Source organism: Desulfoluna sp. CYM3A (assembly GCF_056829965.1).
The window spans coordinates 425,191-452,069 of the sequence record NZ_CP186556.1; the positions used below are offsets into that span (position 1 = coordinate 425,191).

The window sequence follows — 26,879 nt, forward strand, 5'->3', positions numbered from 1 at the left end:
AAGGATCCCCGGTTGGGGAGATTATAAAGTTAAAAATAAAGAAAATTTATGCTTAAAGGAGGAACTGGTTTATGAAGACGTTAATCGGTGGTGCTATTGCAGCGGTTCTTGGCCTGATTGGTATTGCGGTATGGTTTGATGCACTGCTTCAGCTTCTTGCAGGAACAGTACCCGCGCTTCTTCTTCTCGGTGGCGCACTCGCTCTTTACCTCGGCTTTGACGAGCTGAAGGAATCCTGGAAGAACGACGAAGGGGTTGAGGAAGAAAAACCCGCCGAGAACGACTAGTCAGTTTTTTCAAAGTTCCAAGTGCTTTGTTGGAAAGCCCTGTGGCGTCTTGTCGCCCCAGGGCTTTTTTTGTGCACACGTTTCCGGGTCTCTGAATGGGCGGCTGGTCGGGGCCGGTTTATTTATCTGCCGCAGCGGCGTTCAGAAAATTTACCCCCGGGAACCGGTTTCGGGTTATAATCGTCTGTAACCGAACACAACGCTTCATTTTTCCAGCCTTCGGGGCGCTCGCCTGTGGCCTTCTTCGCGTTTCCCTCCTGTTGTGGCCAGGCGCTCCGGAAAGGAGCCATCATGGAGACCACCCCAGACGTATTGTACCATCTCACGGACAGCGGTGTGCGTGACAAGTTGCGCGACATGGACAACCGCTTTGTGTCCGATAAAGAAGATGGTCCTCACAACCATCTCCGCCACGCCTACGACCTCAAACCCGACACCATCCTGGATGCCATCGAGACCGTGCTGACCAAGACCGATCTCGGTCCCTATTTTTACCGGTCCCTTGCCACCGAGGAGATCGCTTTCCTTATTGCGGGAAGCCGTTATCAGGAGGCGATGCTCAAAAACCGCTACGCCTCCGGAAGCGGGGAGGGGATCAACGTCACCGGCCGTTTCGGCAACAAGCACCTTTTTTTCATTTCCGAGACACGGGAGCTTGTACGTGAAACCCTGGAGGCCATCAAGGCCCTGATGCGGGAACACCCCATGCAGAGCTTTCGCATGAGTTCCTATGTGGTCTGCCTGGAAGGGAACCCGGAGGCCAACCGCCGCTTGTATATTGTGGAAGGGGAGACCCCCGGTGACAAACGGGGTTGATGACGAATGCGGCCCAATATATGGAGGAGAAGCTGGGGAAGGTGGCCGGTAAAAAGGAGGTGATGGATTTTTTGGGGACCGCCACCGAGCGGTTTGTCCATGCCCTTCTCCACAATCAGCGGATCCGTACCCTTGAGAACTATTTTACGGCCTGGAACCGGGTGGTGCGTCGCTTGAAAAAGGGGACGACGGTTCACATCTGCATCGACCAGAACATCATCGCCGACGAGCCGGTCCCGGAACGAAGGCTCCAGCTCTGGCTCCCTTACGAGAATTTTCGGAACAACCTCACGACCATCGAAGGCATTTTCGACAAAAAGGGCATCCCCTTTACCCGGCAGTATTTTGAAACCTTTGTCATGGCCAACCGGCGCATGGTGGCCTTTTCCACCTATATCGCCGATGCCCTCATCACCCCGGAACTCGACGGGTTTCTGCGCAACGAGCTTGCCACCCGCTCCATGCTGATGAAGAGCGACCCCATTCCCACGGGGCAGATAGGTGATTTTCTGGGTAACCTTGCGCTGGCCGATTACAGGGGAAAGCTTGCCTATCTGGGCCGGATGCAGGCCCACCGCCACAAAGAGTATCTCATTCCGCTGGTGTATCTTCTCTCCGATGAGAGCCAAAGGGTAAGGAAGGTGGCCTTTGACACCATCAGGAACTACCTCATGGCACCGGACGGGGAGATGAAGAGCGACTACTATTGGGCCACCCTCTACCATATTTTTGCTGCGGCCACCGTTCCCGTGGAGATCCCCGGGGCCGGAAAAAGGGCCCTTTTCGGCGATGAGATCTCCCGGCTGGTCCGGTTTCGAGGGATTCATTACGAAAACTATTTTGATGATCACTCCGGCAAGAGCTGCCTTTTTATCCGCATGAACGGGGAGGGAATCGGCAAAGGGGGAATCCGCTGTCACAAAACCCATGTCTCCTTTTCCGGGGAGGGGGCCCTGTCCACCAACATGCTGTTCAAGAGCCTCGGGCTCGGAATTCCCTATTATGCCACGGGCAAGGGGGGGATTCTGGGTAGCCTTGGGACGGGAGAGGTGCGCGAGCGGGTCCTTGCCGCCTACGGCCGATTTTTGTTTAAAAAGGCGGGAATCGGGCCCTTTTCCGATGTGCCGGCAGGGGACGTGGGGGTCGGCCCACAGGAGATCGGAACGCTCTTTGAGGTGATCACCGACGAGGTGTCCCGCGCCGGTGATCGCCGAAGGGAGCCTGGAGCTTGCCTCCGAGAAGGCAGAGCGCCTGAGGCGCCATTTCGGTATCGATGTGGGGAACAAGGCTCTTGTGACAACCCTTGCGGCAGATCGGGAGGAGGTCAAGGGGTATACCTCCTCGGCCATCACCGGAAAGCCCGGGGGCCGCGGCCTGGCCCTGCGGACCGGTGCCACGGCCCGGGGGCTTTACGAGGTGCTGGCGGTGCTCAAAGGGTTTCATCGGTACAACGATGCCGACCTCTGGCTGAACCCTGCGCGCATTGATGAAGCCCTGGACACGGAACCCCAGTTCTATCACGCTGCAGACGCCAACATTCGCATGCTCTCCTTTGCCGTTCAGGGGTTTGGTAAGGTAGGCGGTGCCTTTGCCGCCATCGTTCACGGCAAAGGCGCGTCCATTCACATGATCTCCGATGCCGGGGGTACCCTGGTGAATCTGCGGGGTATACCCCAGGTGGACGAGCTGGCTCGAGGGGCTGCTTCCGGCAAGCTGCTGTCCGAGATGGCGGATGACACCATGGGTCGATTTGTGGAAGGGGACACCACCCGGCCCCTTACCGCCACGGTGGATGTGGTGGTGCCCGCAGCCCTGGAGGAGGTGGTGACCCTGGACGCGGAGATGCGGACCGGTGCTGTCCATGCCTCCCGGGTGGATGCGGATTACATCCTGCAAGGGGCCAACGGCCCCCTGACCCCCGAGGCCGAGACCTACCTGGAGGACCGGGGGCGCATTTCCATCCCCGATATCCTGGCCAACGCAGGCGGGGTTCTGGGATCATATCTCGAATGGGTGGACGGGCTGATCAAGATGTTCGGGTACGGAAAGGTCCGCAAACACGGATTGGTGCACCCCGTGGTGCAGGGGCTGGTGTCCCGACATTACGGCGATGGCGCAGAAGACGAACTCTACGCCGTGGACGAGCTGATTTACAGCCGGGCGTTCCGGTTTATCATGCGGGGCACGGCCATGGGGAGTGCTAAGCTGGCTTCAGAGCGGCGCATCTCTCTGCGTACGGCCTGGATGGCTGAAGGCATTGGGGCCGCGGCCCGAGAGGGGCGCCTGGACGACAGCTTCAGCGACCGCGTGGATCACCTGAGGCGCCATTTTGCCTCGCCCACGCAGGGTGGACCGCAAAAGGTGAGGCCGGTGGTGGCGCGGTAAGGGGACGGGGTGGTGGTGTAAGGCGGATGTTTTTGAACGTGCGGCCCGAGAAGGGCCGCACGTTTTTTTTATGCGTTGAGGCTGGGGCGGGGGCCGTCGGGGCCGGTGATATCCCGGTAGTAGGCAGCAAGGAAGCGCAGGTCGTTCTCCATGTCTCCGGTGGGAGAGAAGAAGACGCTGGAGCTGTCCACGTAAGCCCGGGTGTCGGCGTCGATGGCGTCGTTGCCGGAGAACACCTCGGCTTCGCCGTACTGGTCCGGGTATTTGCCGGTGACGTTGCTGTAGAACCCCTTGATGAGATCCATGTCTGCCTCAATGTCCCCGGTGGGGATCAAGGCCGGGCCGAAGCCTCCCATTTTCAGGGTAATCATAGATTGAGCCACTGGAAACGGAATCCTGCTCCGTTGGCGATATGGTAAAAACCCGTCTTCCAGTACCGGGCCTTGGACCGGGTACCCTCAGGCGGAATGATGAGGACAAGCTTTTCGTTTTCATTGAAGGCTGCAATGGATTGCTCCACGGTGTTTCCGGCCTTGGTCCGGTCGATGGCGATGCCGCCGAGCCAGCGCATGATGGGGCCGGCCGGGCCTTTGAAGAGGGTGTGCTTGCCCATCCAGAAGACCTTGACGCGAAGCTTCAGGGCGATGCAGATGGTCCAGATAAAGTCCCAGTTGGAGGTGTGGGGGGCGGCAATACCGACGTATTTGTCCACGGTGGGCAGGGTGCCGACGGCTTTCCAGCCCCCGGCTTTCAGGGTCATGATGGCTGCCCAGCGCATGATGGTGCGCAGGATGGGGGTATCAAAAACAGTGGTTCTCATGGTGCCTCTTGGGTCACAGGTGTCAGGAAAATGGCAGACCGTCATAAATGATGCCTGGAAAAAAATGGCGAGACGTTGTGGAGGGAAAAACCCTTGCAGTGGTGAGCGGTTACAGCGTCGTTTCGTTTTTTTACATTGTCATCACCTTTCGGAAGCCTCGGGTCGACCGATGGTGCCATGGGTAACATAGCAAAATATATACCCGAATGGGTGGAAAAAGATAACATATTTGAATGGTATGGTAAAATTTCTGGTGGCTCGGCGTGTGGATCGTGGCTGGTGGGGTGAATGTACAATTGGTGATCTGTTTATGTACGGAGAATGAACATGCCGCGGGCGGGGCAGATATTTCCCTTCAGGCGTCAAAAGGGAAAATTGTGCTGGGGTGGGGGCTGTGTGATTGGTTTGGCTTAATATCCTGAAAATATTGCAATTTGAATTGATATTGGAAGGTTGGCATGGGCTTTGCTTTTTGTCTGAGGGCATGCGGTGTCCCACCGGTGGGGCCCGCAAGCCGAACGCACCTGATGACACAGGGTGGGGGAATTACGGTAGCCCCAGGCAACCCAACCGGGAAAGTGAAGAGGTTCATGCAGACAGCAGTTCAAACCACATCGGAAGCAACCTCGGGCCTTCAGGCCGCGGGCAGGCAACGCGGGGCAAAGGGAAAGCAGCCCGGCGGCTTTGCCGCTCTCCTGACGGCTTTCTTCGGAAAAGGCAACGCGGCCAAGGGCATGGCCCCTGAAACCAAGGGAGAGGGTGCCGAAGCCAAGACATTATTAAAGGGAAAGGCCCCGTCGGGTAAAAAGGCCGCCCTTTCCATGATGGAAGGAAAAGGGCCGGTTAAAAAAGGCGCGTCCGCCGAGGCAGAGGACACCAAGGGCAATGGCGATGAGGCGGTGGCCGAGCTTCTTGCCGGGTTGGCGGTCTCCCCGCTGGTTCCGGCTGTGAAATCAGGCGGCCCCGCGTTGGCAGAGGGCCCGCTGGAACACGGATCGGAAAAAAATGCCGGGGTACCCGGAAAGCCCGGGGCAAAGATGCCCTTTACCAAGGGCGGCATGGCGCCCGGCCCCGCTCAAGGGGGGGGCGCAGCCGCAGCCGGCAAGGTTCCTCAACCCGCTGGAGAGGTGGGGGTAGACCGCTTCGCCGAGATGGTTCGCGGTGCCGCTGAGGGGAAGAAAGCCACGCGGCAGGAGGCTCCTCCGTTGTCTGCGCCTGGCACATCCCCTGCCTCCGCGGACGCTAAAGTCCCGGCTGCAGCCGCAGGCATTGCAGGAGGACTTGGCAACACCCTGGCACGTTCCGGGAACCGGGCCACAATGCGCGGGGCAAAAGCAGCGTCCCCTGCAGAGGTCGCTCTTGATGGCACCGGGGCAGCCCGGCTGGCCAAGAAAGATCATCCGGCCATGGCTCCCGGCCCCGGAGCCCGACCCAGAACGGCTCCGGTGGACGAGCCTGCGGCTGCTCCCCTTCAATCCGTAAAGTCCGTTGGGTCCGACCGTGCAGGCGCCCCGGTGGTGCCCACCCCCTCGGACGTGGTGGCAGCCGCCGCAAGCGAGCTGGAGCCTTCCTCTTCGGTGGATACGCCCAAAAGCGGGCTGACCCGTCAGCTGGCCCTTCAGGTGGGGCGGCAGATCGCCACCTCCTTGAAAAAGAACGATCGCGAAGTGACGTTTCAGGTGCGTCCCCCCTCCCTGGGGCGGATTCAGATACGCATCGAAAAAGAGGGCGAAGGTGTTTCGGTACGCATCGTCTCCGAAAAAGAGAAGGCAGGAGAGATCCTTGCTGCAGGCAAGCATGATCTCCGGGCCCTCATGGCCGACCACGGGATTCGCCTGGATCGCATTGAGGTTGCCACCGGGGCGACCATGGACTTCATGGCCCAAAACGGCGGGGGTATGGAGGGTCGAAGCGGAAGGGGGCGTTCCAGCCCTCGGCAGGGCGGCCAGGGCGGAACGGGAGAGCCCGAAGGCGAGGCCTCGGGCCCGACCAAGCGAGAACACGAGGGCGCCATCAGCGTGGTGGCATGAGCAAGGGGCGGATGCGATGGCGCCCAAACAGGGAATCATCGGTGATAATCAGTAAGGAGAGCGCATGACAACGCCGGGAGTTGAGAGCACATACAACAACCGATCCATTTTCCTCGACGGCCAGTCCCATAACAAGACCGGCCGCACAAAGGATGAGGACGAGGCCCTGGGAAAAAACGCCTTTCTCACCATGATGGTGGCACAGATGAAAAACCAGGATCCCCTGAACCCTCTGGATGGAACCGATTTTACCGCGCAGCTGGCCCAGTTCTCCGGGCTGGAACAGCAGGTGAACATGAACGACAACTTAAAATCCCTGCTGGCCGTGAACCAGGCCAGCAAGGAGGAGAACAATATCTTTGACTACATCGGCAAGGAGGTGGTCTCAAACGGCAACCCCGTCTCCCTCAGTGCCGGTAGTGTAACCTCCGGCGGGCACTACACTCTGAAGGAGCCGGCCAGGGTCAGCGTGATGGTCTACAACCCCGACGGGGTCCTGGTCAAAGAGATCAGCTCCGGCACCGACTTCATCTCCCAGGGCCGCCAGCAGATCGCCTGGGACGGCACCGATGAAGACGGCAACCGTCTTTCCGACGGCAAGTATGTTTACAAGATCATCGCCCGTAATGCCAAGGGCGACTACGCCTCCGTCTCCACCACCGATCGCGGGATGGTGGAGGGGGTAACCCGGGAGGGTGGGCGTAGCTTTCTGGTGGTGGACGGCCGCAAGGTGGCGCCCGGGAGCGTGGCCACGGTGGTGGCCCCTGAAAAACCCCCGGTGGCAGCCGGGCCTTCACTGCCGGGCGGTGCCGTGCCCGGGGGGCTTCCCCCGGAGATCGCCGCTCAATTGTTCGGAACCCAAGGGGCTCAGCCCCGGGCAGCCATGGCTGCCGCACCGCAGCCCCAGGCAGCTCCGTCTGCCGATGGCGGAAACCGATAGAGGAGAAATCAACGCATGTCACTTACCAGTTCACTCTTTTCAGGCGTCAGCGGCCTCTCGGCCATGGGCAATGCCATGACCGTCATCGGCGACAACATCGCCAACGTCAACACCATCGGTTTCAAATCCAGCCGGGTCACCTTCCAGGATGTCCTGAGCCAGACCGTGGCCACCAACTCCGGAAGCGCCCAGGTGGGGCGCGGCACCTCCGTGGGCGAGATCGCCGGACAGTTTGCCCAGGGGTCCTTTGAATCCACGGAGTCCCCCACGGACCTTGCCATCGGCGGTGAGGGCTTCTTTATCGTCCGCCATCCCAAAAACGAAGCCGAGCAGTACTTCACCCGGGCCGGTGAGTTCCGGTTCGACAAGGACGGCAACTTCACCACCCCCTCCGGCTACATCACCCAGGGGTGGGCTGTTCGTCGAAACGAGGCCACGGGTGACGTGGAGGATGTGGGCTCCATCCAGGATATCCAGCTGGAGTCTTTTACTTCGCCCCCGGAAAAGACCAACAAGATCTCGGTCATCACCAACCTGGACGCCAGGGGCAAGGACAACACCGTGGGTCCCGGAGTGCCTTTGTCCACAGCCTGGGACGGACGCCCCGGCGCGGGGATCAACATCAGCGATCTTGCCTTTGAGTATCAGACCACGGTCAAAGCCTTTGATGCCCTGGGCAGTACCCACGACCTCACCCTCTACTTTGACAAGGGCGCAGGGGACGGCAGCTACGAGTACATCGTCACCTGCAACCCGGAAGAGGACATGAGGGACATTTTTAACTCCGATGAGGACAGGGGACGGGGCCTTCTGGGACGTGGTACGCTGAACTTCACCACCGACGGCCTGCTGGCAAGCCAGACCTTTGAACGGTTTGTGGGCAATTCCGGTGGCAACCTCACCGTGGCCAACTCCACCTGGACCAGCGGCACCCCCAAGGTCAGCGGCGACTGGAGCGGTGACCCCGCGGTCCTGGCCGGCGGCCCCCCCGCCACGGAAACCTACAGCTTTACCGTGGCCCCTTCCGCCACAGCGGCAGATCCCGCGGCAGACCCGGCTGCAGGCGGCGGAATCGTTGGCACCAACCCCATTGTCCTGAACTGGACGGCGGCAGGCAGCGGCAAGACCGGCACCATCACCGTACCTGCGGACTTCAAGAACGGGAATTCCGTGGAAGGCCCGGACGGCATCGTTCTGCGCCTGGAAGAGGACACCAGCGTGGCCGTGGGCAGCACCTTTGATGTGGTGATCTCCGCAGGGGACCCCGATGCTCTGGACAACGCCGACGGTTGGTCCGACATGAGCGGTGATTTCCAGAATCAGCATTTCACTGTGGCCGCCGACTTTTTAGGGGGCAACAACCGCACCACGGAGATGGGCATCGAGCTGGACATGGGCATCGCCTTTGACGGCACCAACTGGGCCCCTGCAGGGCTCTCCTCCACACAGTTCGCTTCAGCCTCCACAACGGTGTTCCAGTCTGCCAGCGGCTACGGGGCGGGCAGCCTCCAGAACATCAGCGTGGACGTGGACGGCGTCATCACCGGCCAGTACTCCAACGGCCAGGTGACCCCGCTCTTCCGTGTGGCCCTGGGCAAGTTCCAGAACGTTCAGGGGCTCTTCAAGGAAGGGGGCAACCTCTTCAGCGAGACCCGTCTCTCGGGCTCAGTGATCACCAACCGTCCGGGCACCAACGGTCTGGGCAGCCTGGCCCCCAACTCCCTGGAGCAGTCCAACGTGGACATGGCCTCTGAGTTCGTGAAAATGATCACCAACCAGAGGGCCTACCAGGCCAACTCCAAGATCGTCACCACCGTGGACACCATGCTTGGGGACACCATCTCCATGAAGCGATAGCCAGGGTATCTATGGCTTTTTTATAAAACGCGGCCGAACCGGGGAGCATTGCCCGGGGCCGCGTTTTTTTTGTTCGGGTGTCATGTTTTTGACGATTCTGCCGATACCTGAAAAAGAGGGGGTGCGTCGCAGGGACGCTTGTTATGGGCCGCCTGTGTTGCAATACCTCGAAATACATCGAACTTTTTTGAGCCCTTGCCGAGAAAAGGGGAATCCAAGGGGCGTTGGCACGGTGGTTGCTCTACCTTCGGGTGGCGCGCTTGGGGCTGTATCCGGGGCCCGTGGCATTTCCAGTGGGCGTCTCAAGTCCCTGTCGGGCATATCCGGCTGATCCCCTTGGGGTTTGGAGACACAACGAAGGCGAAAGGCGAGTCATGCCGGGTTTCTTGAAAAATAAAAAAATGGTGATCATCCTTGCGGGATGCCTTCTTCTGGCTGTAGCTTGTGCCGGTGCGGCGTGGTTTCTTCTCGGGCAACCCGACGAGGAGGTCGCCGCGGAGACCGAGCCCCTGCCGCCGCGTCACAAGGAGCCCTTCCAGGCCCTGTGGCCCCTGACGGACATTCAGGTGCCCCTTTCCGGGCGCATGGGGGACCGGACCCTGACCCTCGGGTTCAGTTTTGACCTCAACTCCGAGGGGCTGGCCGAGGAGATGACCCTTCGCAAGGAGGAGATCGTCGAGGCCCTGGGCCTTGCCCTTGCCGGGCGGTCCGTGGAGGAGATGGAGCGCAGCGGAAGCAGGGTACGCCTTAAATACGAGACCCTGCGCCTGGTCAACGGTCTTCTGGAGAGTGGGCGCGTCAAAGGTGTTTATATCACTGAATTTTTTATCCTGTAGGTGGCCATGAGCGATATTCTGTCACAGGAGGAGGTGGACAGCCTCCTGTCCGGCCTGAGCACCGGAGACATTGAAACGGAAACCGAATCGGGCCAGCCCGACCCCGACGGGGTGCCTACGACTTTACCAGCCAGGACCAGGTGGTGCGTGGGCGTATGCCCACCTTTGAGGTCCTGAACGACCGGTTTGCCCGGGAGATCCGCACGAGCCTGTCGGCCCTTCTGCATACCAACGTGGACATTGCGGCAGAGTCCCACGATATCCTGAAGTTTGCCGAATTCGGCCGCAGCCTGCCCGTGCCCACGAGCCTCCATGTGTTCCGGTTGGAGCCCTTGAGGGGCCACGCCCTGTTTGTCATGGAGAGCCGCCTGGTCTTCAACCTTATCGACCAGTTTTTCGGAGGCAAGGGCAACTCCACGGCCCGGGTGGACGGCCGGGAGTTTACCAGCATCGAGCAGGCCATGATCCTCAAGGTGGTGAAGGCCTGCCTCAAGGATTTCGAGACGGCCTGGATGCCGGTGGAGCAGGTGCATCCCGCCATGGTCCGGTCCGAGGTGAACCCCCAGTTTGCCGCCATTGTCATGCCCACGGACCTGGTCATCGTCTCCCGCTTTGAGGTGGAGCTGGAGCAGTCGGCGGGTACCCTCATCGTGTGCATCCCCTATGCCATGATCGAGCCCATCCGCGGAAAGCTCTCCGCCGGGTTCCAGGCGGAAACCGAGGACGTGGACTACACCTGGCAGAAACGCCTCAAGGAGATCATCTTTGACTCCGAGGTGGAGATGCAGTGGCTCGGGTTACAGCTCATTCCCGGTAGACGCCTCATCGGCCTGAAGGAGGGGGATGTTATCGAGTTGACCCAGGATGCCTCAGACACCCTTCTGGCCATGGTGGGCGGCGTGAAGAAGCTCAAGGGCTTTGCCGGGACCCAGCGTGGGTTCCAGGCCTTCAGCATTGAAGAAAAACTCTACACCCGATAGCAAAGGGACAGACCTATGGAAGATAACAACGGCAACAAAACTGACGAAATGGACGATTTCGGAGCCGAAACCCAGGACATCGATTTTATCCTGGATATCCCCCTGGAACTCTCCGTGGAGCTAGGCCGTCGAAAGATGCTGGTCAACGACCTGCTCCAGCTTGGCCAGGGCTCCATCGTGGAGCTGGACAAGCTCGCCGGCGAGCCCCTGGAGATCTACATCAACAGGAAGCTGGTGGCCCGGGGCGAGGTGGTGGTGGTCAACGAGAAGTTCGGCGTACGTTTAACCGACATCATCACCCCCATGGAACGGGTGCGAAGCTTGAGGTCGTAAAGGGGGAAGGCCGTGGAGGCGGGAGCGGTTCAGGATATTTCAGCGATCCCCGACATGGGGGCGCTGGTGCTTAAAACCGGGGGCATGCTGCTTGTTGTGCTGGCCGTGCTCATGGGCGTTGTGTTTCTTTTGAAGCGCATCGGCGGCATGCGGCAGCTTGCGGGTCAGGGAGCCGTGGCGGTACGAGGGACCTACCATTTGGGCCCCAAGGAGCGCCTCATGCTCGTGGATGTGGAGGGCGTGCGCCTGCTTCTGGGGGTGACCCCGGCCGGGATCAGTACCCTGCATACCTTTGGTGAGGTTGAGGCCATAGCCGATGCGGACGAGGCCTCTCCGTCCTTTTTCGAGACCCTGCTCAGGCGCCGCATGGCCAGGGGCGAAGCAAAGCAAGGGGAGGCCCCGGATGAGACGTGATCGCAATGGGCTGATAAGGCATTTTTGCCCGGCTGCTTTCATCGGGGTGTTGTTCCTTTTGCCCATGAGTGCCTGGGCTGAGTTTCCCATCCCCTCCCTTCAGATCGGGGTGGGGCAGGCCACCACTCCTTCGGAGGTGGGCGTCGCCCTGGAGGTGCTGGCCCTTCTCACGGTGTTGGCCCTGGCCCCCACCATTCTTATTCTCATGACCTCCTTTACCCGGGTGGTGGTGGTGTTCCATTTTCTCCGCCAGGCCCTGGCCACCCAGTCGGCGCCCCCCAACCAGGTGCTGGTGGGGCTGGCCCTGTTCATTACCTTTTTTGTCATGAAGCCGGTGTGGCAGGAGGCCTACGACAAGGGACTCAACCCGTACCTGGAGGAGAAGATCCCCTTTACCGAGATGGTTCGCGAGGTGGAAAAGCCGGTGAAAAAGTTCATGCTGGCCAACACCCGGGAAAAGGACATCGCCCTGTTTGTCAAGGTCGCCCGGGACAAGCGGCCGGAGACCCACGACGATTTGCCCCTCACCACCCTGGTGCCCGCCTTTGTCATCAGCGAGCTGCAGACGGCCTTTATCATCGGCTTTCTCATTTATGTGCCCTTCATCATTCTGGACATGGTGGTGGCCAGCGTGCTTCTCTCCATGGGCATGATGATGCTGCCCCCTGTGATGATCTCCCTTCCCTTCAAGCTCATGCTGTTTGTGCTGGTGGACGGCTGGAATCTCATCGTGGGGTCCCTTGTGAAAAGCTTCGGGGTATAAGGAGACTACTGATATGACCCCTGAATTTGTGGTGACCTTTGCCAAGGAGAGCATCATCTTGACGTTGCTGCTCTCTGCTCCCATGCTGCTTCTGGGTCTTCTGGTGGGGCTGTTGATTTCCATTTTTCAGGCGGTCACCTCCATTCAGGAGATGACCTTGAGCTTTGTGCCCAAGATCGTGGCCGTGCTTTTGGGGTTTCTCTTCTTTTTGCCCTGGATGCTGGAGAAGATCACCACCTTTACCATTCGGGTGATCGAAAACATCCCCATGTACATCCGGTAGGCCCATGGAGATCCTCAACTTTCCCACCGCGGAGTTCCGCATCTTCCTGCTGGTGCTCTTACGGGTGAGCACCCTTCTCTTTCTCTTTCCCTTTTTCGGCAGCCCGGTGATCCCGGTGCGGGTGAAAACCGCCCTCTCCCTGGTGCTGGCCTTTACCCTCTGGCCCGTGGCGGCCAAAACCGCCCCGGTGTTTCCGAACGGGACAGTGCCCATGGTGATCACCATGGGGGCGGAGTTGATCCTCGGGATGTGCCTGGCCCTTTCCGCCCGGCTCTTTTTTGCCGCGATACAGCTGGCAGGGGGCATCATCAGTTTTCAGATGGGCTTTTCCATGATCAACACCATCGATCCCCAGTCCGGGTCGCCCATGGCCATCATGAGTCAGGTGGGGTATCTCGTGGCCACGCTCCTTTTTCTGGCCTTTGGGGGGCACCATGTGGTGATCACCGCGTTGGCCGACAGTTTTTATCTGGTGAAGCCCGGGGGGCTGCTGCTCACCCAGAGTCTCTGGAACACCCTGGAGACCCTGGTCTCTGCCATGTTCACCGTGGGCATCCGCGTGGCGGCCCCCACCATGGTGGCCCTTTTCTTTACGAGCTGTGCCTTTGGCATGTGCGCCCGTTTTGTGCCCCAGATGAACGTTCTGGTGCTTGCTTTCCCGGTGAAGATCGCCGTGGGGCTTTTTCTCTTTGGCCTGACCCTTCAGGTGATTCACATCATGGTGGGGCGCTTTGTGGGGGACTACGCCACCCTTCTCACCCACATGCTGGAGATGATGGGAGGCACCCGTGGCTGAAGACTCCATGCAGGAGAAAACCGAACCGGCCACCCCGAAAAAACGGGAGAAGGCCCGGGAAGAAGGGGACGTGGCCCGAAGCGCCGAGCTGCCGTCGGTTTTTGTGCTTTTGGGGGCCATTTTCATTCTTTTGTTGACCTCCAGCTTTATCTCCGGGCATTTTGAGGATCTCTTCCGGGACGCCTTTGCCTTTGAATCGGTGGAGGCGCTGACCCTCAAGGCCGTGGTGGATCTGTGTTTCCATATGGGGGGTCTCTTTCTCCTCATCATGGCACCGGTGCTTCTGGCGGTGTTTGTGCTGGGGCTTTTTTCCAACGTGATCATGGTGGGGTTTGTCATTTCACCCAAGGCGGTGATGCCCAAGATCGAGCGCATCGATCCCATCAAGGGGTTCCAGAACAAGTTTTCCCTCCACGCCGTGGGAGAGCTGGTCAAGAGCCTGGCCAAGCTCACCATCATCATCTATGTGGCGTGGCTGGTGATCAAAGGGGAGCTCTCCCGCATTCCCCTTCTCTACGATGAGTCGGCCCTGCGGATTTTTCTCTACATGGGGCGGGTGGCCTTTAAGATCTTTCTGGCCGTGACCCTGCCCATGGTGGCGGTGGCCGTGGCTGATTACGTTTTTCAGCGCTGGCGCTTTGAGGAGAAGCTCAAGATGACCCGCCAGGAGGTCAAGGAAGAGCACAAGGAGATGGAAGGGGACCCCCTGGTGAAGTCCCGAATTCGAAACCTCCAGATCGAGGCCTCCAGAAAGCGGATGATGCACGAGGTGCCCGACGCCGACGTGGTGGTGGTCAACCCCGTGCGCCTGGCCGTGGCCATCTCTTACAAGCCGGGGCAGATGGCCGCCCCCAAGGTGGTGGCCAAGGGCGCGGGAAAAATTGCCCAGCGGATCCGGGAAATTGCCCGGGAAAACGGGGTTCCCCTGGTGGAAAATCGCCCGTTGGCCCGGAATTTGTATAAAGTAGTGGAGGTGGGCAGGGAGATCCCCGACGACCTCTTTCAGGCGGTGGCAGAACTTCTCGCCTACGTATTCCGACTCAAAGGGCGGTAATGTAATCGCTTTTTGATGCAAAAGACGTGTCGGGACGCTGCCCGCAAGGCCCGGCACCAGGGGGCGACAAAGGGGCGGCAGGGAGGCGGGGTGACAAAATCATGACGCCCGCCGACGGATATCGGACGCAGCCGGACAACACTTCGGATCAGAGCAGGACAGACACGAGATGGCAAGCAGCACAGGCAACGCGCCCCCTCTTTTGGGGGCATTGAAAAAGGAGTCGGCGGAGATCGCCGTGGTGGCAGGCGTCATGGGGATCCTCACCGCCATGATTCTTCCCCTGCCCGCCGTGATTCTGGACCTGCTCCTGGCCCTGAACATCACCCTGGGGATCATCGTTTTGATCACCACCATTTATACGGTGAAACCCACGGATTTTGCCGTGTTTCCACCGTTGCTCCTGGTGCTGACCCTGTTTCGACTGGCCCTGAACGTGGCCTCCACCCGCCTCATCCTTCTCCACGGCAACGAGGGCGCCTCGGCCGCGGGCTCCGTGATTCAGGCCTTCGGCAATTTTGTGGTGGGGGGCAACTACGTGGTGGGCATGGTGATCTTTGTCATCCTGGTCATCGTGAACTTCAAGGTCATCACCGCCGGTTCCGGCCGTATCGCCGAGGTGGCGGCACGATTTACCCTGGACGCCATGCCCGGCAAGCAGATGGCCATCGACGCCGATTTGAACGCAGGCAACATTGATGAGGAAGAGGCCCGGAAGCGCCGAGAGCTCATCGCCCGTGAAGCAGAGTTCCACGGTGCCATGGACGGTGCCAGCAAATTTGTCAAAGGCGATGCCGTGGCAGGCATCATCATTACGGGCATCAACATTTTGGGCGGCATCGTCATCGGGGTGATGCAGCTGGACATGGACGTGGCCACGGCTGCGGGGAACTACACCCTGCTCACCGTGGGGGACGGGCTGGTGAGCCAGATCCCTTCCCTTGTTATCTCCACATCCGCCGGTATCCTCGTCTCCCGCTCCGGCTCCGAAGGGCGAATGGGCGAGGAGTTTGCCAAGCATATTTTCTCCAGTGCCTTTCCTATTTACGTCGGCTCGGTTATCGTGTTTCTGTTGGGGCTGGTTCCCGGGCTGCCCGGGTTTCCCTTTATGATTCTGGGGCTGGGCCTGGCCGGAGCGACCTATGCCTTCGGTCCCCGGGAAGGCGAATCCGTGGATGAGATGCCCCCCGACGAGATGGAGGAGGCCCCGGCCGACTCCGGTCCTGATGACGTGGAGAGCCTTCTGGCCATGGACAGCATGGAGCTTGAGGTGGGCTACGGCTCATCTCCCTGGTGGACCGGAACCAGGACGGCAGCCTCCTGGGCCGCATCAAGGCCATCAGGCGCCAGTTTGCAACGGAGATGGGCATTGTGGTGCCCCCCATCCACATCCGCGACAACCTGAAACTGAAGCCTTCCGGGTATCGCATGTTGATTCGCGGGGTGGAGATGGCCGCAGGAGAGATGATGGTCAACCACCTTCTGGCCATGGACCCCGGAGACGTGAACCAGACCATCGACGGCATTCCCACCCGGGAGCCGGCCTTTAACCTGCCGGCCATCTGGATTCCCATGGAACGGGAGGAGGACGCCAAGTTTGCCGGGTACACGGTGGTGGACACCTCCACGGTCATCGCCACCCACATCACCGAGGTGGTGCGAAACAACGCCTACGAGTTGCTGGGGCGCCAGGAGGTGCAGGCGCTTCTGGACAACCTGGCCAAGTCCAGCCCCAAGGCCGTGGAGGAGCTGGTGCCCTCCCTCATGACCCTGGGCATGGTGCAGAAGGTGCTCCAGAACCTGTTGCGGGAGCGGGTCTCCATCCGGGACCTTCTCACCATTGTGGAGACCCTGGCCGATTACGCTCCCATGAGCAAGGACACGGACCTGTTGACCGAGTATGTGCGCCAGCGCCTTGCAAGGGGCTTTCTCTCCCAGTACCAGCAAGGGGACGGCTCGTTGCCCGTGATCCTTCTGGATCAGCCTCTGGAAGACCAGCTCAGCGGAGCCTTGCAGAACTCCGAAGGGGGCGCCTGGCTCGCCCTGGACCCCATGGTGTCGGAACAGGTTATCATGGCAATTCAAAAGGAAGTGGACCGAAATATGGGATTGAATGTTCAACCGGTGATTCTCTGTTCGCCGGTGTTGAGACGGCATGTTCGGGCCCTTATCGAACCCTGGATTCCATCGGTGATGGTGGTGTCCCACGGCGAGATTACCCGCAACATGAACATCAAGGCCACGGGCAAGGTCTCCCTGCCCGGCGGAATGGAGTCGGCCCATGGCAGTTAAGACCTTTACGGCAGGCAGTATGCAGGCGGCCGTGGCCAAGGTGAAGGAGAGCATCGGGGACGACGCCATCATTTTATCGACCCGGCGCATTCCTGTGGGGGTGAATAACCCGTACGGACGTGATATCTTCGAGGTGGACGCGGAAAAGCCCCCGGCAGGGAATACCGACTCCCTTTTTCCCGAGGCGGTCCCTGTGACCAAGGGCGGGGTTGACTCCCGTTCGGTGCGGGATATAACCGAAGAGAAACCTTCGCCCGAGGGATGGGCTGCCGTTCAGTCGGAGCTGGCAGCGTTAAAGGAGCTGATGCTTCTCTCCCAGCAGGCCGAGGAGGAGCGTCAGATCCTCCGGAACCCGGAAACCCAAAGCATTTTTACGACCCTGCTCCGTGCCGGGGTCTCGGATTCGCGGGCCCGTGAAGTGGTGGCCCGGGCCGAGGAGAGGCTTGCGAGCCGGGCAGGCGACGGCGAGTTGCCCGCCGACAGCATCGGGCGGGAAGTGCTGTCCCTGCTAGTGGGACAGGTGAAGGTGGCCGATCCCTTCGGCCTTTCCGGCCGGGCGCAGGAAGGACGCCAGGTGGCGACATTTGTAGGACCCACGGGATCGGGCAAGACCACGACCATCGCCAAACTGGCGGCGGAGCTGTTTTTAAAGCAGGGGAGAAAGGTGGGACTCATCTCCGTGGACAGCTACCGCATCGGCGCCATCGATCAACTCAAGACGTACGCCTCCATCATGGGCATTCCCTTTGTTCCGGCCTTCAGCCGGGAGGACCTGGTGTCGGCCCTCTCCAAGCTGGAGCGCTGCGAGGTGATCCTCGTGGACACGGCCGGCCAGAGCCATCTGGATACCGCCCGCATGGAGGAACTCAAGACGATCCTGGGCAGTGGCGTGCCCCTGTCGGTGCACCTGGTGGTGAGCGCCGTCACAGGGCGCCTGGATGCCCGGGAGGTGGTGCAGCGATTTTCGGTCTTAAGGCCGGAGACCCTTGTCTTTACCAAGGTGGACGAGACAAGGCGCGCCGCATCGATTTTCGACACCATGGCAGAAGCCCGGCTTCCCTTATCGCTCATTACCAATGGGCAGAGGGTGCCGGAGGACCTGGTGGTCGCAGACAGAAAAAGTGTGCTGGGGCTGGTCCTTTCAAACCCCTCTCAAGAAACCGACATGGAGCAATAGTACAACAGTGGATCAGGCAAGCAGTCTTAGGGAAATGGTTAAGGGCAGAGGGGCCTCTTCCGTTCGCAGGGGGGGCTTACGGGCATCTTCCACGCGCGTGATTTCCATCACCAGCGGCAAAGGAGGCGTGGGCAAGACCAATATGGTGGCCAATCTCGCGGTGGCTTTTGCCGACATGGGAAAGCGGGTGTTGATCTTTGACGCCGACATGGGGCTGGCCAACGTGGACATCATTTTCGGGATTCACCCGAAGTACCATGTGGGGCATGTCATCACAGGCGAGAAGGAGCTATCCGAGGTGATCACACCGGCTTCCGGTCGGGTTGGGGTGATCCCGGCTGCGTCCGGGGACACGGCCTTTGCTGATCTTACCGAGGGGCAGAAGTTGAGTCTTTTGGCTGAATTTGAGGGCCTGGATAACCTTTACGATATTATGTTGATCGACACGGCGGCCGGGATTTCCTCAAATGTAATTTACTTTAATTCAGCTGCTGAAGAGTGTATAGTGGTCGTTACCGGTGAGCCGACGTCGGTAACCGATGCCTACGGCATGATCAAGGTCATGTTCCTGAACGGCACCAAGCATTTCAAGTTGCTCGTCAATATGGCCCGCGGCCTTCAGGAAGCCAAGGCGGTCTACGCCACCTTGAGCCAGGCGGCGGACAGGTTCCTTAAAGGGGTTGTGCTTGAGTTTGTGGGGTACGTTCCCTTTGATGATCATTTGAGACAAGCTGTCGTCGGGAGAAAACCCGTAATTGAGCAATACCCTGCAGCCGCATCAAGCAGAAGTATTACTAAAATAGCTGAACAGATCCTCAAATCCCCGTCCGGAACACCCGGTACCGGCAACATATCGTTTTTCATGAACCGCCTGATTTCCGGGGAGAACCCCTAGCGCCTTCAGCGGTCAGACAGTCGAGGGGGGGAGAGGTCCATATCTGCGACCGTTGGCAGGCGATATATTTCGCCGGTGACGGGCGTGTCGGATAATCGGATCGTTTGCATGACGTCTGCCTACGAAAAGAAAATGGAGAAGAGGCGATGCCACTTCTCACCGCTTGAACGGGATGAGATGATCCGCAAGTACGCGTATCTGGTGAAGTACATCGCCGGACGCGTGGCGTCTCGCCTTCCCGCCAACGTCGCCTTTGACGAGCTGGTGAGCGCCGGATCCCTGGGGCTTATCGATGCGGTGGACAAGTTCGATCCTGAAAAGGATGTGGGGCTCAAGACCTACGCCCAGTATCGCATCAAAGGGGCCATTCTGGATGAACTCCGAAGCATGGACTGGTACTCCCGATCCATGCGGAAAAAGATCCAGGACGTAGAGGCTGCCGTTCAGAAGATTGAGGCCCGCAAAGAGAGGCCCGCCAGCGACCTGGAGGTGGCTGAAGAGCTGGGCATGCCCCTTGAGAAGTACTACAAGACCCTTTCGGACATTCACAGCGCCGCCATTTTGAGCCTTGATGCGTGCATCCGCAACGACGACAGCGACGAGGGCAGCGGCAGTACCTTTTCCGAAGGCATCCGAAGCGAAGACGATCCTTCGGATTCGGTGATGAAAAAGGAGCTGAAACAGGTTCTCATCGAAGCCATCCAACGGTTGACGGACAAGGAGCAGACGGTTATCTCCCTGTACTACTACGAAGAGATGACCTTAAAAGAGATCGGCAAGATCATGGATCTCACCGAGTCCCGTATCTGTCAGATTCACACCCAGTCGCTGATCAAACTTCGATCACGCATTCGCCGGTATCAAAAGTAGCGCCGTATGTCCCGCCCCAATAGCCCATATGCCGATAATTTCGTTTCCCAGGAACAGATCGACACCCTGCTCAAAGGACAGGGTGACTTTGCGTTTCCCGATGGTGACGATTCCCTTGGGGATATTTCGGACTTTATCGATACCGATGAAATAGACCGCCTCCTGAGCGACGACGACCCGGAGGCTACCCCCGAATCCAGCAGGGAGGATGAGATGACTGACGAGCTGCTTCCTGAGGATGATGGCACAGACGACGAAGACCTTTCCATGATCTCCATGGACGATATCCAGCGGGTGCTCTCCGAGGCGGAGCCCGGGGCAGATCCCGAGGGGCCCCCAGATGAGCTCTCCCTGGATGATGTCCCCCCGGCAGATACCGGCGAGGCCGAGGGCACCGATGAGGATCTCATCAGCCAGGACGACATCGATCGCCTGCTGAAAAACAGCGGTGTGGATGCCGAAGAGCCTGCACCCTCCGGGGATGAGGGGTTCCAGATTTCCGATGAAGAGATCGAGACCATCCTCACCGACACCCTGGAAGACCCGCCCCAGACCCGCGCAGACGAGATCGAAACACCTCCCTCTGGAGAGCCTGTCGAGGCTGCGGACCCGGAACCCGCCCGGGAGTCATCCGGCGGAAAGAAGAAGCGGGTGCTCATGGCGGCCGGTGTCGGCCTGTTTTTTATTCTGGGAGGGGTGGCAGGCTGGATATTTCTCAAAGGGGACGACCCTGCCGTTCCCGTGGCCCAGGTGGGCGAGACCGCCGGGGTCGAGGAGGCGGAGGCTTTGCTGGACTCCGGTGAGCCCGGCGAACCCCAGGTGATCTCCCGTCTGGAGAACTTTCTTATCCCTGCCGCCGACGGAAACGACTACGCCTTTGTGGCCACACACGTGGTGCTTACCATAAGAGGGGTAAAAAAAGATCCCCTGGCAGGCTATGAAACCTTTTACCGGAAGCGCATCTACGATGAGCTTGCCGCACGGCTCGCCTCGGTGTCCGGGGAAAAACCCGTGGAGCGGGAGTTGCGTGAGTTGGTCCGCAAGACCGCCGGGGCCCTTCTTACCGAAGGGGTCATTGACCGGGTTGTTCTGGAGGGGTATCGCCTGATGTAGGCCCGGGCGGTGGCAAGGGGCCGTCGGCCCTTTGTGTTTGGTTCGCGAGATGTTTCGCCATGTTTTTTTTCAGCACGGATCTTCAGGAGAGGGGGACACGTCCATGACTCTGTATACGATGCTGGCTTTTCTGCTCTTCGGCCTTGGTACTGCCTGTCTGGCACTGGCCCTGTCCGAATTGATCCAGACCCGGCGCACACGGCAACGCCTGGAGGCTGAGTCCGTGCGTGCGGCCCATTCCCGGGTGCTCTCCCTGCTGGAACCCGTGCTCTCCGAGGCCAAGGCCGTGGCCGACGCCTTTGACGGGCATGTGGCCGAAAAACGCCTCATAGTCACTGAACTGAACCAGGGCCTGGAAAAGCGCATCGCCTCCCTGAAATTACACCTGAACCGTGCCGATGCCCTCATGGCTCGTCAACAACAGACCGCCGTCGAAGAAGAGAACGCAGAGCAGCGCATCTCCGAATCCCGCCAGAGAATCGTTCAGCTTGCCGCCAAAGGGCTCTCCGTGGACGAGATCGCCGAACGCCTCACCCTGCCCAAAGGGGAAGTGGCCCTGGTGGTGGGACTCCGGGGCGGCAGGTAAGGCCGCGGGAGGCCACAACAGGCTGAAGCGTCTCTTTTAAGGGATGGATTGATGCAAAAGGGTTTTTCATGCAGATAGCGTTTGTAACCGTCGGAACCGACGACATGGATGCCTCGGTGAACTTCTACACCGAGGCCCTTGATTTTCAGCTGAGCAGTCGCCTGACCCCGTCCCCCGGGGTGGAGCTGGCCTTTTTGACAGACCCTTCGGGCGTCAAGGTGGAGCTTATCAAGCGGGCCACCGACCCTCCTGTGACCAATGCCGCCTGTTCGGTCTCCCTGACCTTCCACGTGGACGACATCGAGGCCACCCACGCCCGGCTTCTGGATATAGGCGCGTCGGGACTTGAGAGTCCCAAAACCCTGCCCGGCGGATTACGGCTGCTGCTGGTCAAAGACCCCAACGGCGTGGTGCTTGGGTTTATCGAGGAGACAGGTTAACCCGGGTATTTCCTCTCCATATCCTCGGCAAACGCCTCCACCTTGTCCTGGGTGATGCCGTGTTCTTCACCGTTTTGAACGCAGAGCAGGGCCGGATTCTTTGCCATGGCAAGGCCGCTGAATTTTTTCCCGGCCCTGATATTCCCCTTGCCCGCAAAGGTGCAGAAGAATCCTGCGGCCGATTCCTTGGCGAGAGGGGCGTTCCGGGTTAGCCAGGTGCGGATGGCAGGGGATAGGTTGCCGTACCACACCGGGCTTCCGACGATGATCCGGTCGTAGTTTGCCGGATCGTTGGACGGTTTGCTGATGGCAGTCTGCCTCTGAAACAAGGCGTCTAAGCCCCCCATGAGATTCCCGAAAAAGCCGCTCCGATTCTTCAGGTCAAAGACCTCCTCCATGTCGCAGTTCAGCCGCGCCCGGATTGTTTCTGCCAGTGCCTTGGTGGTTCCGGTTCTTGAGTAAAATACGAGTAATGTGTTTCGCATGTTCTTTGCCCGGTATCTGATGGTTTCAGGCTGTTATTTAGCCTGTTAATATCTCTTTCTATTCCTTATCAGATAAGCCGGTGGGCGTCATGCACGGAATGAACAGGGGCCATTAATCGGAAATACTGGCCCATTTGTTGATGGCCTCAAGAAAGACAAAACTTTCGGTTCCCCTCACGCCGCTGACGGTTGCAAGGTCTTCGATGAGGAATTTTCTGAGTTCGCTGCGAGAGTCCACAAAGACCTCAATGACAAGGTCGTAGCGTCCGGTGACGTTGTTGACGGACTGAACGCCCTTAAAACGTGAGATCTGTTCCATCACCTCCTTGTTGGCAGGTTCTTCGAGATTGAGGCCGATCTGGGCCATGATGCAGTTTTCGAAAAAGAGCGGGTCCACCGACGCGCTTATTTTCAAGTAGTTGTTCCTGATCATTTTTTCTACGCGGAGCCTCACCGTACCGTCCGATACCCCAAGCTCCCTTGCGATGTTCTTGTACGATTCGCGTCCGTTTTTCTGCAATGCCTTGATGATGGCCCTGTCGATATGGTCCGTCTGGAAACTTCGCTCTGACATATGGTTTGTTCCTTGGTTCTGGTGGAAGGGAGAAACACCGGGCAACACGGTCGCCGTTTTGGCCCATGCCTTCGGATTCTGCAACACCTCTGCCGCCTGATGAATATACCTTGATTACCCCACGAAGATATCGCTGCACAACTCTTTTTGTTACCCCTGGGTTTCCTTTTTCAGGACGGGCCGGATTCGTTTTGCATTGTTGTTGGTTCTCTTGTGCCGGGTGTCCCTGGTATCGCCACCACATGTCGGGGCGTTACTGGTGAAAATGCCTGCGGATTGAGAAATGCGAAAATTGTTAACGCAAAATTCATGATTGAAGATTTTTCACGGTTGTATTTTGCGTAATGGGTAATTTTTGGGTCAAAATTTAATTGACAACCCACAAGGAGTATGTTTTGACAATAATCAGGCGATGATGGACCGATAACGGGGGCTCCAGCTTTCCATGGGGCCGGTACAGGGCCCTTTCTGTTTAACCGGGTGGGCATCATCACAAGCCTTCGATGCGAGAAGGGGTCTGTTCTATTTGCCTCAACCAACCATGGGGGATGTTATGAAGACGGAACTGCTTACGCACCTTGCCAAAGAGACGGAGGCCCTGAAGGCTGCCGGGCTTTACAAAGAGGAGCGCGTCATCACCTCTCAGCAGCAGGCTGAGATCAGCGTAAAGGGGCCCCGTGAGGTCATCAACCTCTGCGCCAACAATTACCTGGGTCTCTCCAACAACCAAACGCTCATCGACGCGGCCCACGCGTCCCTGGATCGTTACGGGTTCGGCATGAGCTCCGTTCGGTTTATCTGCGGCACCCTGGATATCCACAAAGAGCTGGAGGCTGCCCTAAGCGAGTTCCTGGGCATGGAGGATACCATCCTCTACAGTTCCTGCTTCGACGCCAACGGCGGTCTTTTCGAGACCCTTCTGGGGCCTGAGGATGCCATCATCAGCGATGCCCTCAACCACGCCAGCATCATTGACGGGGTGCGCCTCAGCAAGGCCAAACGGTTCCGGTACGCCAACAACGACATGGAAGACTTGGAAGCCCAGCTCAAAGCCGCCAAAGGGTCCCGCTTTGTCCTCATCGCCACCGACGGGGTCTTTTCCATGGACGGAACCATTGCAGACCTCGCCTCCATCTGCGATCTGGCCGATGCCTACGGGGCCTATGTCATGGTGGACGATTCCCACGCCGTGGGCTTCACCGGCGACACTGGCCGGGGCACCCATGAGCTCTGCGGGGTCATGGGCCGGGTGGACATTATCACCGGCACCCTGGGCAAAGCCCTGGGGGGCGCCTCCGGCGGATACACCTCTGGAAAAAAAGAGGTCATCGACTGGCTTCGGCAACGCTCCCGCCCCTATCTCTTCTCCAATACCCTGGCTCCTGTGGTCACCGCCACCTCCATCGCCGTCCTTGACCTTTTGAAATCCAGCTCCGAGCTCATCGACACCCTCAAAGAAAACACCCGGTATTTCCGGGCCGCCCTGGAAGAGGCCGGTTTTGACCTCGTCCCCGGAAACCACCCCATCATCCCCGTGATGCTCGGAGACGCTGCCCTGGCCAGTATGGCCACCCCCGAAGGCATCTACGTCATCGGGTTCAGCTTTCCGGTGGTTCCCAAAGGCAAGGCACGCATTCGCACCCAGATGTCCGCAGGCCTCACCAAAGCCCATCTGGATAAGGCCATCGCCGCCTTTATAAACGTGGGCAAAGCGTTGCATATCATTGAATAAAAACAAGCCTTCGGCGGCAAGGTGTGCCACCTTGAAAGCTGGTTACGAATGCGCTTTGCCCTCGTTCCTCGGGTCAAATCATATCCGTATTTATGTTGGCGCAAACTTAAAATATGGCTTTGGGGCCTGTTTGTTCAACTTTTCAAAAGTTTAGCCCCCGGCAGGGCCGCCGGAGGCGTTTTTTAACGTTTACAAGGAGATGAGGTGAGCGATGGAGACAATGAAGGCGTTGAGCAAGGCAAAGCCCGAACCGGGGATCTGGATGGAAGAGGTTGAGGTTCCCAGGCCCGGTCACAATGACATTCTGATCAAGGTGAAGAAAACCGCCATCTGCGGCACCGATATCCATATCTACAATTGGGACGAGTGGTCGCAAAAGACGGTGCCGGCCCCCATGGTCATCGGCCATGAGTTCGTGGGGGAGATCGTGGAGGTGGGAAGCGAGGTGGAGGGCTACAAGGCGGGGGATCGGGTGTCTGCCGAGGGGCACATCACCTGCGGCTACTGCCGGAACTGCAAGGCGGGAAAACGGCATCTCTGCCGCAACACCGAAGGCATCGGCGTGAACCGTACCGGCTGCTTTGCCGAGTACATTGCCGTGCCTGCTGTAAACGCGTTTCGGATCCCCCATGGCATCAGCGATGAGACCGCTTCCATCCTCGATCCCCTGGGCAACGCCACCCACACGGCTCTCTCCTTTGACCTGGTGGGCGAGGATGTGCTCATCACCGGGGCCGGGCCCATCGGCATCATGGCCGTTGCCATCGCCCGGCACGCCGGGGCACGCCATGTGGTCATCAGCGACGTGAACGACTATCGCCTGGACCTGGCCCGGAAGATGGGAGCCACACGGGCCGTGAACGTCTCCGGGAGCAATGGCTCCATCCCGGGTACCATCACCGAGCTGGGCATGAGCGAGGGCTTTGACGTGGGTCTTGAAATGTCGGGAAGTCCCCAGGCCTTCCGTGACATGCTCGACGCCCTGAATTTTGGCGGCAACATCGCCCTTCTGGGCATCCAGCCCCCGGAGACCGCCGTGGACTGGTCCCAGATTATCTTCAAAGGCCTCAAGCTCAAAGGCATCTACGGCCGGGAGATGTTTGAGACCTGGTACAAGATGAGCAGCATGCTCCAGAGCGGCCTGGATATCTCCCCTGTGATCACCCACCGCTTTGGCATCGACGACTTCCAGAAAGGCTTTGATGTCATGCGCTCGGGGGAATCCGGGAAGGTCATTCTGGAGTGGTAGCCGTCGGGTGAACCCGCTTTCAAGGCGGCTCACCTTGAAAGCGGCGGGCCGCAACTTAAAATCGAGCCCTGAAGGTGACCCCTGCGGTGAGGGGATCGCCGGACTGTCCCACGGGGTCAGATCCGGGAAACTCAAAGGCGACCACGCGGTAGTCGGTATCCAGAAGGTTCTTCGCCCAGAGGACAATGTCGTACCGCTCGCTTTCCAAGCCCATGCTGAGGTTGACGAGTTCATAGTCCTCCTCTTTGATGGTGTTGGCGGTGTCCCAGTAAAAGACATGCATGCGTCGAAGACGCGTAAAGGCGTCCCAGGTGTGGTTGATGGGGCACCTGTAGGTGAGGGCCAGGTTGTAGGTGTACGAGGGGGCCATCATGGCTTCGTTTCCCGTATAGTCGGCACCGGAGACATTGTCTTTGTAGTCCTTGAATTCGGCATCGGTATACCCGAAGCCGGCGTCCAGGGTCAGGCCCGGGGCCAGCAGGGCACTGGATTCCACCTCAACCCCCATGCTCCGTGACTCACCCACATTTCGGATCACCGTGTCGGCCGAAGGCAGGAGCTGGACCACCTGCTGATCCTTCAACTCAATGTAAAAAAGGGACGCGTTAACGGTGAGCCGGTTATCAAACCAGCTGGATTTGACGCCGGTCTCGTAGTTCCAGCTGAACTCGCTGTCAAAGGTAAGGTCCTTGGGGTCAAGGTGGGAGGTGTTGAACCCTCCGCTTCGATAGCCCTTTGATACGCCGACATAGGTCATGAGACCCGGTGTCCATCGGTAATCAAGCTGCAGCTTTGGCAGCCATGCATCCTGCGTGTCCGACGCATCGACGCTGCTGTGCATCAGGGTGGTGCCACCTGAGGTGGTATCCATG

At 59.2% G+C, this 26,879-nt stretch carries 29 protein-coding genes and 1 pseudogene; 25 read left to right on the plus strand and 5 right to left on the minus strand.

The features are described from left to right. Positions 1–71: 71 nt before the first annotated feature. The 4 genes from ACOYW1_RS02245 to ACOYW1_RS02260 all read left to right on the plus strand — a co-directional run bounded on the left by ACOYW1_RS02245 (position 72) and on the right by ACOYW1_RS02260 (position 3,488). Entirely contained in the window at positions 72–287 is a 216-nt protein-coding gene (locus ACOYW1_RS02245; RefSeq protein ID WP_092207469.1) for a hypothetical protein, read from the plus strand. Positions 288–578: 291 nt separating this feature from the next. Next, complete coding sequence (locus tag ACOYW1_RS02250) at positions 579–1,103, plus strand: hypothetical protein (RefSeq protein WP_482421503.1); 525 nt, start codon at positions 579–581, stop codon at positions 1,101–1,103. A 20-nt stretch (positions 1,104–1,123) separates the two neighbouring features. Further along, complete coding sequence (locus tag ACOYW1_RS02255) at positions 1,124–2,590, plus strand: Glu/Leu/Phe/Val dehydrogenase dimerization domain-containing protein (protein ID WP_482421504.1); 1,467 nt, start codon at positions 1,124–1,126, stop codon at positions 2,588–2,590. Further along, positions 2,529–3,488 carry a Rossmann-fold NAD(P)-binding domain-containing protein gene (locus ACOYW1_RS02260; protein ID WP_482421505.1) on the plus strand — a complete coding sequence of 320 codons (960 nt, stop codon included), beginning with the start codon at positions 2,529–2,531 and terminating at the stop codon, positions 3,486–3,488. The genes ACOYW1_RS02255 and ACOYW1_RS02260 overlap by 62 nt, the downstream gene beginning before the upstream one ends. Positions 3,489–3,556: 68 nt before the next feature. Here ACOYW1_RS02260 and ACOYW1_RS02265 read toward each other — a convergent pair whose 3' ends face one another. Together ACOYW1_RS02265 and ACOYW1_RS02270 are read right to left on the minus strand one after the other, a co-directional pair. Further along, positions 3,557–3,859 carry a hypothetical protein gene (locus ACOYW1_RS02265; RefSeq protein ID WP_482421506.1) on the minus strand — a complete coding sequence of 101 codons (303 nt, stop codon included), beginning with the start codon at positions 3,857–3,859 and terminating at the stop codon, positions 3,557–3,559. After that, positions 3,856–4,308 (minus strand): 1-acyl-sn-glycerol-3-phosphate acyltransferase, encoded by a 453-nt coding sequence (locus ACOYW1_RS02270; RefSeq protein ID WP_482421507.1) that lies wholly within the window; start codon positions 4,306–4,308, stop codon positions 3,856–3,858. The genes ACOYW1_RS02265 and ACOYW1_RS02270 overlap by 4 nt, the downstream gene beginning before the upstream one ends. 590 nt (positions 4,309–4,898) lie before the next feature. Here ACOYW1_RS02270 and ACOYW1_RS02275 point away from each other — a divergent pair. The 19 genes and pseudogenes from ACOYW1_RS02275 to ACOYW1_RS02365 all read left to right on the plus strand — a co-directional run bounded on the left by ACOYW1_RS02275 (position 4,899) and on the right by ACOYW1_RS02365 (position 21,967). After that, on the plus strand, positions 4,899–6,338 hold the full coding sequence (locus ACOYW1_RS02275) for a flagellar hook-length control protein FliK (protein WP_482421508.1): 1,440 nt from the start codon (positions 4,899–4,901) through the stop codon (positions 6,336–6,338). A gap of 64 nt (positions 6,339–6,402) precedes the next feature. After that, entirely contained in the window at positions 6,403–7,278 is an 876-nt protein-coding gene (locus ACOYW1_RS02280) for a flagellar hook assembly protein FlgD (protein WP_180136872.1), read from the plus strand. 15 nt (positions 7,279–7,293) lie between these two features. After that, the gene (locus tag ACOYW1_RS02285; protein ID WP_482415005.1) at positions 7,294–9,135 is read left to right on the plus strand and encodes a flagellar hook protein FlgE; all 1,842 of its coding nucleotides are present in this window, start codon (positions 7,294–7,296) and stop codon (positions 9,133–9,135) included. Positions 9,136–9,521: 386 nt separating this feature from the next. Beyond that, positions 9,522–9,971, plus strand: coding sequence for a flagellar basal body-associated FliL family protein (locus ACOYW1_RS02290; RefSeq protein ID WP_482421509.1), 450 nt, complete (start codon positions 9,522–9,524; stop codon positions 9,969–9,971). Positions 9,972–9,977: 6 nt separating this feature from the next. Then, positions 9,978–10,148 carry a hypothetical protein gene (locus ACOYW1_RS02295; protein ID WP_482421510.1) on the plus strand — a complete coding sequence of 57 codons (171 nt, stop codon included), beginning with the start codon at positions 9,978–9,980 and terminating at the stop codon, positions 10,146–10,148. Continuing rightward, positions 10,127–10,951, plus strand: a complete 825-nt coding sequence (gene fliM, locus ACOYW1_RS02300; protein WP_482421511.1) for a flagellar motor switch protein FliM — start codon at positions 10,127–10,129, stop codon at positions 10,949–10,951. The genes ACOYW1_RS02295 and fliM overlap by 22 nt, the downstream gene beginning before the upstream one ends. Before the next feature lie 15 nt (positions 10,952–10,966). Continuing rightward, positions 10,967–11,284 (plus strand): flagellar motor switch protein FliN, encoded by a 318-nt coding sequence (fliN, locus tag ACOYW1_RS02305; protein ID WP_180136868.1) that lies wholly within the window; start codon positions 10,967–10,969, stop codon positions 11,282–11,284. Between the two features lie 12 nt (positions 11,285–11,296). Next, complete coding sequence (gene fliO, locus ACOYW1_RS02310) at positions 11,297–11,698, plus strand: flagellar biosynthetic protein FliO (protein WP_482421512.1); 402 nt, start codon at positions 11,297–11,299, stop codon at positions 11,696–11,698. A 64-nt stretch (positions 11,699–11,762) separates the two neighbouring features. Beyond that, positions 11,763–12,461, plus strand: a complete 699-nt coding sequence (fliP, locus tag ACOYW1_RS02315) for a flagellar type III secretion system pore protein FliP (protein ID WP_482421513.1) — start codon at positions 11,763–11,765, stop codon at positions 12,459–12,461. Between the two features lie 13 nt (positions 12,462–12,474). After that, a complete protein-coding gene (fliQ, locus tag ACOYW1_RS02320; protein WP_180136866.1) occupies positions 12,475–12,744 on the plus strand; it encodes a flagellar biosynthesis protein FliQ in 270 nt (89 codons plus the stop codon). Positions 12,745–12,748: 4 nt separating this feature from the next. After that, positions 12,749–13,540, plus strand: coding sequence for a flagellar biosynthetic protein FliR (fliR, locus tag ACOYW1_RS02325; protein WP_482421514.1), 792 nt, complete (start codon positions 12,749–12,751; stop codon positions 13,538–13,540). After that, on the plus strand, positions 13,533–14,594 hold the full coding sequence (flhB, locus tag ACOYW1_RS02330; protein WP_482415011.1) for a flagellar biosynthesis protein FlhB: 1,062 nt from the start codon (positions 13,533–13,535) through the stop codon (positions 14,592–14,594). Before fliR ends, flhB begins: the two co-directional genes overlap by 8 nt. Positions 14,595–14,865: 271 nt before the next feature. Next, positions 14,866–16,886, plus strand: a pseudogene (gene flhA, locus ACOYW1_RS02335) (flagellar biosynthesis protein FlhA). Then, positions 16,876–18,063, plus strand: coding sequence for a flagellar biosynthesis GTPase FlhF (gene flhF, locus ACOYW1_RS02340; RefSeq protein WP_482421515.1), 1,188 nt, complete (start codon positions 16,876–16,878; stop codon positions 18,061–18,063). Before flhA ends, flhF begins: the two are co-directional and overlap by 11 nt. Before the next feature lie 7 nt (positions 18,064–18,070). Further along, on the plus strand, positions 18,071–18,958 hold the full coding sequence (locus ACOYW1_RS02345) for a MinD/ParA family protein (RefSeq protein WP_482415014.1): 888 nt from the start codon (positions 18,071–18,073) through the stop codon (positions 18,956–18,958). Positions 18,959–19,066: 108 nt separating this feature from the next. Beyond that, on the plus strand, positions 19,067–19,828 hold the full coding sequence (locus tag ACOYW1_RS02350; RefSeq protein WP_246317682.1) for a FliA/WhiG family RNA polymerase sigma factor: 762 nt from the start codon (positions 19,067–19,069) through the stop codon (positions 19,826–19,828). Positions 19,829–19,834: 6 nt separating this feature from the next. Continuing rightward, positions 19,835–20,941, plus strand: a complete 1,107-nt coding sequence (locus tag ACOYW1_RS02355) for a hypothetical protein (RefSeq protein ID WP_482421516.1) — start codon at positions 19,835–19,837, stop codon at positions 20,939–20,941. A gap of 103 nt (positions 20,942–21,044) precedes the next feature. Next, a complete protein-coding gene (locus tag ACOYW1_RS02360; protein WP_482415017.1) occupies positions 21,045–21,527 on the plus strand; it encodes a DUF6115 domain-containing protein in 483 nt (160 codons plus the stop codon). A gap of 68 nt (positions 21,528–21,595) precedes the next feature. Beyond that, the gene (locus ACOYW1_RS02365) at positions 21,596–21,967 is read left to right on the plus strand and encodes a VOC family protein (RefSeq protein WP_482421517.1); all 372 of its coding nucleotides are present in this window, start codon (positions 21,596–21,598) and stop codon (positions 21,965–21,967) included. Here ACOYW1_RS02365 and ACOYW1_RS02370 read toward each other — a convergent pair. Then, positions 21,964–22,452, minus strand: a complete 489-nt coding sequence (locus tag ACOYW1_RS02370) for a flavodoxin family protein (protein ID WP_482421518.1) — start codon at positions 22,450–22,452, stop codon at positions 21,964–21,966. The two genes, ACOYW1_RS02365 and ACOYW1_RS02370, sit on opposite strands and share 4 nt — an antisense overlap. Positions 22,453–22,564: 112 nt before the next feature. Next, the gene (locus ACOYW1_RS02375; protein ID WP_482415020.1) at positions 22,565–23,026 is read right to left on the minus strand and encodes an Lrp/AsnC family transcriptional regulator; all 462 of its coding nucleotides are present in this window, start codon (positions 23,024–23,026) and stop codon (positions 22,565–22,567) included. A gap of 553 nt (positions 23,027–23,579) precedes the next feature. Here ACOYW1_RS02375 and ACOYW1_RS02380 point away from each other — a divergent pair. Then, complete coding sequence (locus ACOYW1_RS02380) at positions 23,580–24,758, plus strand: glycine C-acetyltransferase (protein ID WP_482421519.1); 1,179 nt, start codon at positions 23,580–23,582, stop codon at positions 24,756–24,758. A 211-nt stretch (positions 24,759–24,969) separates the two neighbouring features. Further along, the gene (tdh, locus tag ACOYW1_RS02385; protein ID WP_482421520.1) at positions 24,970–26,007 is read left to right on the plus strand and encodes an L-threonine 3-dehydrogenase; all 1,038 of its coding nucleotides are present in this window, start codon (positions 24,970–24,972) and stop codon (positions 26,005–26,007) included. Positions 26,008–26,062: 55 nt separating this feature from the next. Here tdh and ACOYW1_RS02390 read toward each other — a convergent pair whose 3' ends face one another. Next, on the minus strand, positions 26,063–26,878 hold the full coding sequence (locus tag ACOYW1_RS02390) for a TonB-dependent receptor (RefSeq protein ID WP_482421521.1): 816 nt from the start codon (positions 26,876–26,878) through the stop codon (positions 26,063–26,065). Between the last annotated feature and the right edge of the window lies 1 nt (position 26,879).

Coding starts and splice junctions, on each gene's coding strand:
- ACOYW1_RS02245 (WP_092207469.1), top strand. CDS start 72: ATGAAGACGTTAATCGGTGGTGCTATTGCAGCGGTTCTTGGCCTGATT.
- ACOYW1_RS02250 (WP_482421503.1), top strand. CDS start 579: ATGGAGACCACCCCAGACGTATTGTACCATCTCACGGACAGCGGTGTG.
- ACOYW1_RS02255 (WP_482421504.1), top strand. CDS start 1,124: ATGGAGGAGAAGCTGGGGAAGGTGGCCGGTAAAAAGGAGGTGATGGAT.
- ACOYW1_RS02265 (WP_482421506.1), bottom strand. CDS start 3,859: ATGATTACCCTGAAAATGGGAGGCTTCGGCCCGGCCTTGATCCCCACC.
- ACOYW1_RS02270 (WP_482421507.1), bottom strand. CDS start 4,308: ATGAGAACCACTGTTTTTGATACCCCCATCCTGCGCACCATCATGCGC.
- ACOYW1_RS02275 (WP_482421508.1), top strand. CDS start 4,899: ATGCAGACAGCAGTTCAAACCACATCGGAAGCAACCTCGGGCCTTCAG.
- ACOYW1_RS02280 (WP_180136872.1), top strand. CDS start 6,403: ATGACAACGCCGGGAGTTGAGAGCACATACAACAACCGATCCATTTTC.
- ACOYW1_RS02285 (WP_482415005.1), top strand. CDS start 7,294: ATGTCACTTACCAGTTCACTCTTTTCAGGCGTCAGCGGCCTCTCGGCC.
- ACOYW1_RS02295 (WP_482421510.1), top strand. CDS start 9,978: ATGAGCGATATTCTGTCACAGGAGGAGGTGGACAGCCTCCTGTCCGGC.
- fliM (WP_482421511.1), top strand. CDS start 10,127: ATGCCCACCTTTGAGGTCCTGAACGACCGGTTTGCCCGGGAGATCCGC.
- fliN (WP_180136868.1), top strand. CDS start 10,967: ATGGAAGATAACAACGGCAACAAAACTGACGAAATGGACGATTTCGGA.
- fliP (WP_482421513.1), top strand. CDS start 11,763: ATGAGTGCCTGGGCTGAGTTTCCCATCCCCTCCCTTCAGATCGGGGTG.
- fliQ (WP_180136866.1), top strand. CDS start 12,475: ATGACCCCTGAATTTGTGGTGACCTTTGCCAAGGAGAGCATCATCTTG.
- fliR (WP_482421514.1), top strand. CDS start 12,749: ATGGAGATCCTCAACTTTCCCACCGCGGAGTTCCGCATCTTCCTGCTG.
- flhF (WP_482421515.1), top strand. CDS start 16,876: ATGGCAGTTAAGACCTTTACGGCAGGCAGTATGCAGGCGGCCGTGGCC.
- ACOYW1_RS02350 (WP_246317682.1), top strand. CDS start 19,067: ATGACGTCTGCCTACGAAAAGAAAATGGAGAAGAGGCGATGCCACTTC.
- ACOYW1_RS02355 (WP_482421516.1), top strand. CDS start 19,835: ATGTCCCGCCCCAATAGCCCATATGCCGATAATTTCGTTTCCCAGGAA.
- ACOYW1_RS02360 (WP_482415017.1), top strand. CDS start 21,045: ATGACTCTGTATACGATGCTGGCTTTTCTGCTCTTCGGCCTTGGTACT.
- ACOYW1_RS02365 (WP_482421517.1), top strand. CDS start 21,596: ATGCAGATAGCGTTTGTAACCGTCGGAACCGACGACATGGATGCCTCG.
- ACOYW1_RS02370 (WP_482421518.1), bottom strand. CDS start 22,452: ATGCGAAACACATTACTCGTATTTTACTCAAGAACCGGAACCACCAAG.
- ACOYW1_RS02375 (WP_482415020.1), bottom strand. CDS start 23,026: ATGTCAGAGCGAAGTTTCCAGACGGACCATATCGACAGGGCCATCATC.
- ACOYW1_RS02380 (WP_482421519.1), top strand. CDS start 23,580: ATGAAGACGGAACTGCTTACGCACCTTGCCAAAGAGACGGAGGCCCTG.
- tdh (WP_482421520.1), top strand. CDS start 24,970: ATGGAGACAATGAAGGCGTTGAGCAAGGCAAAGCCCGAACCGGGGATC.
- ACOYW1_RS02390 (WP_482421521.1), bottom strand. CDS start 26,878: ATGGATACCACCTCAGGTGGCACCACCCTGATGCACAGCAGCGTCGAT.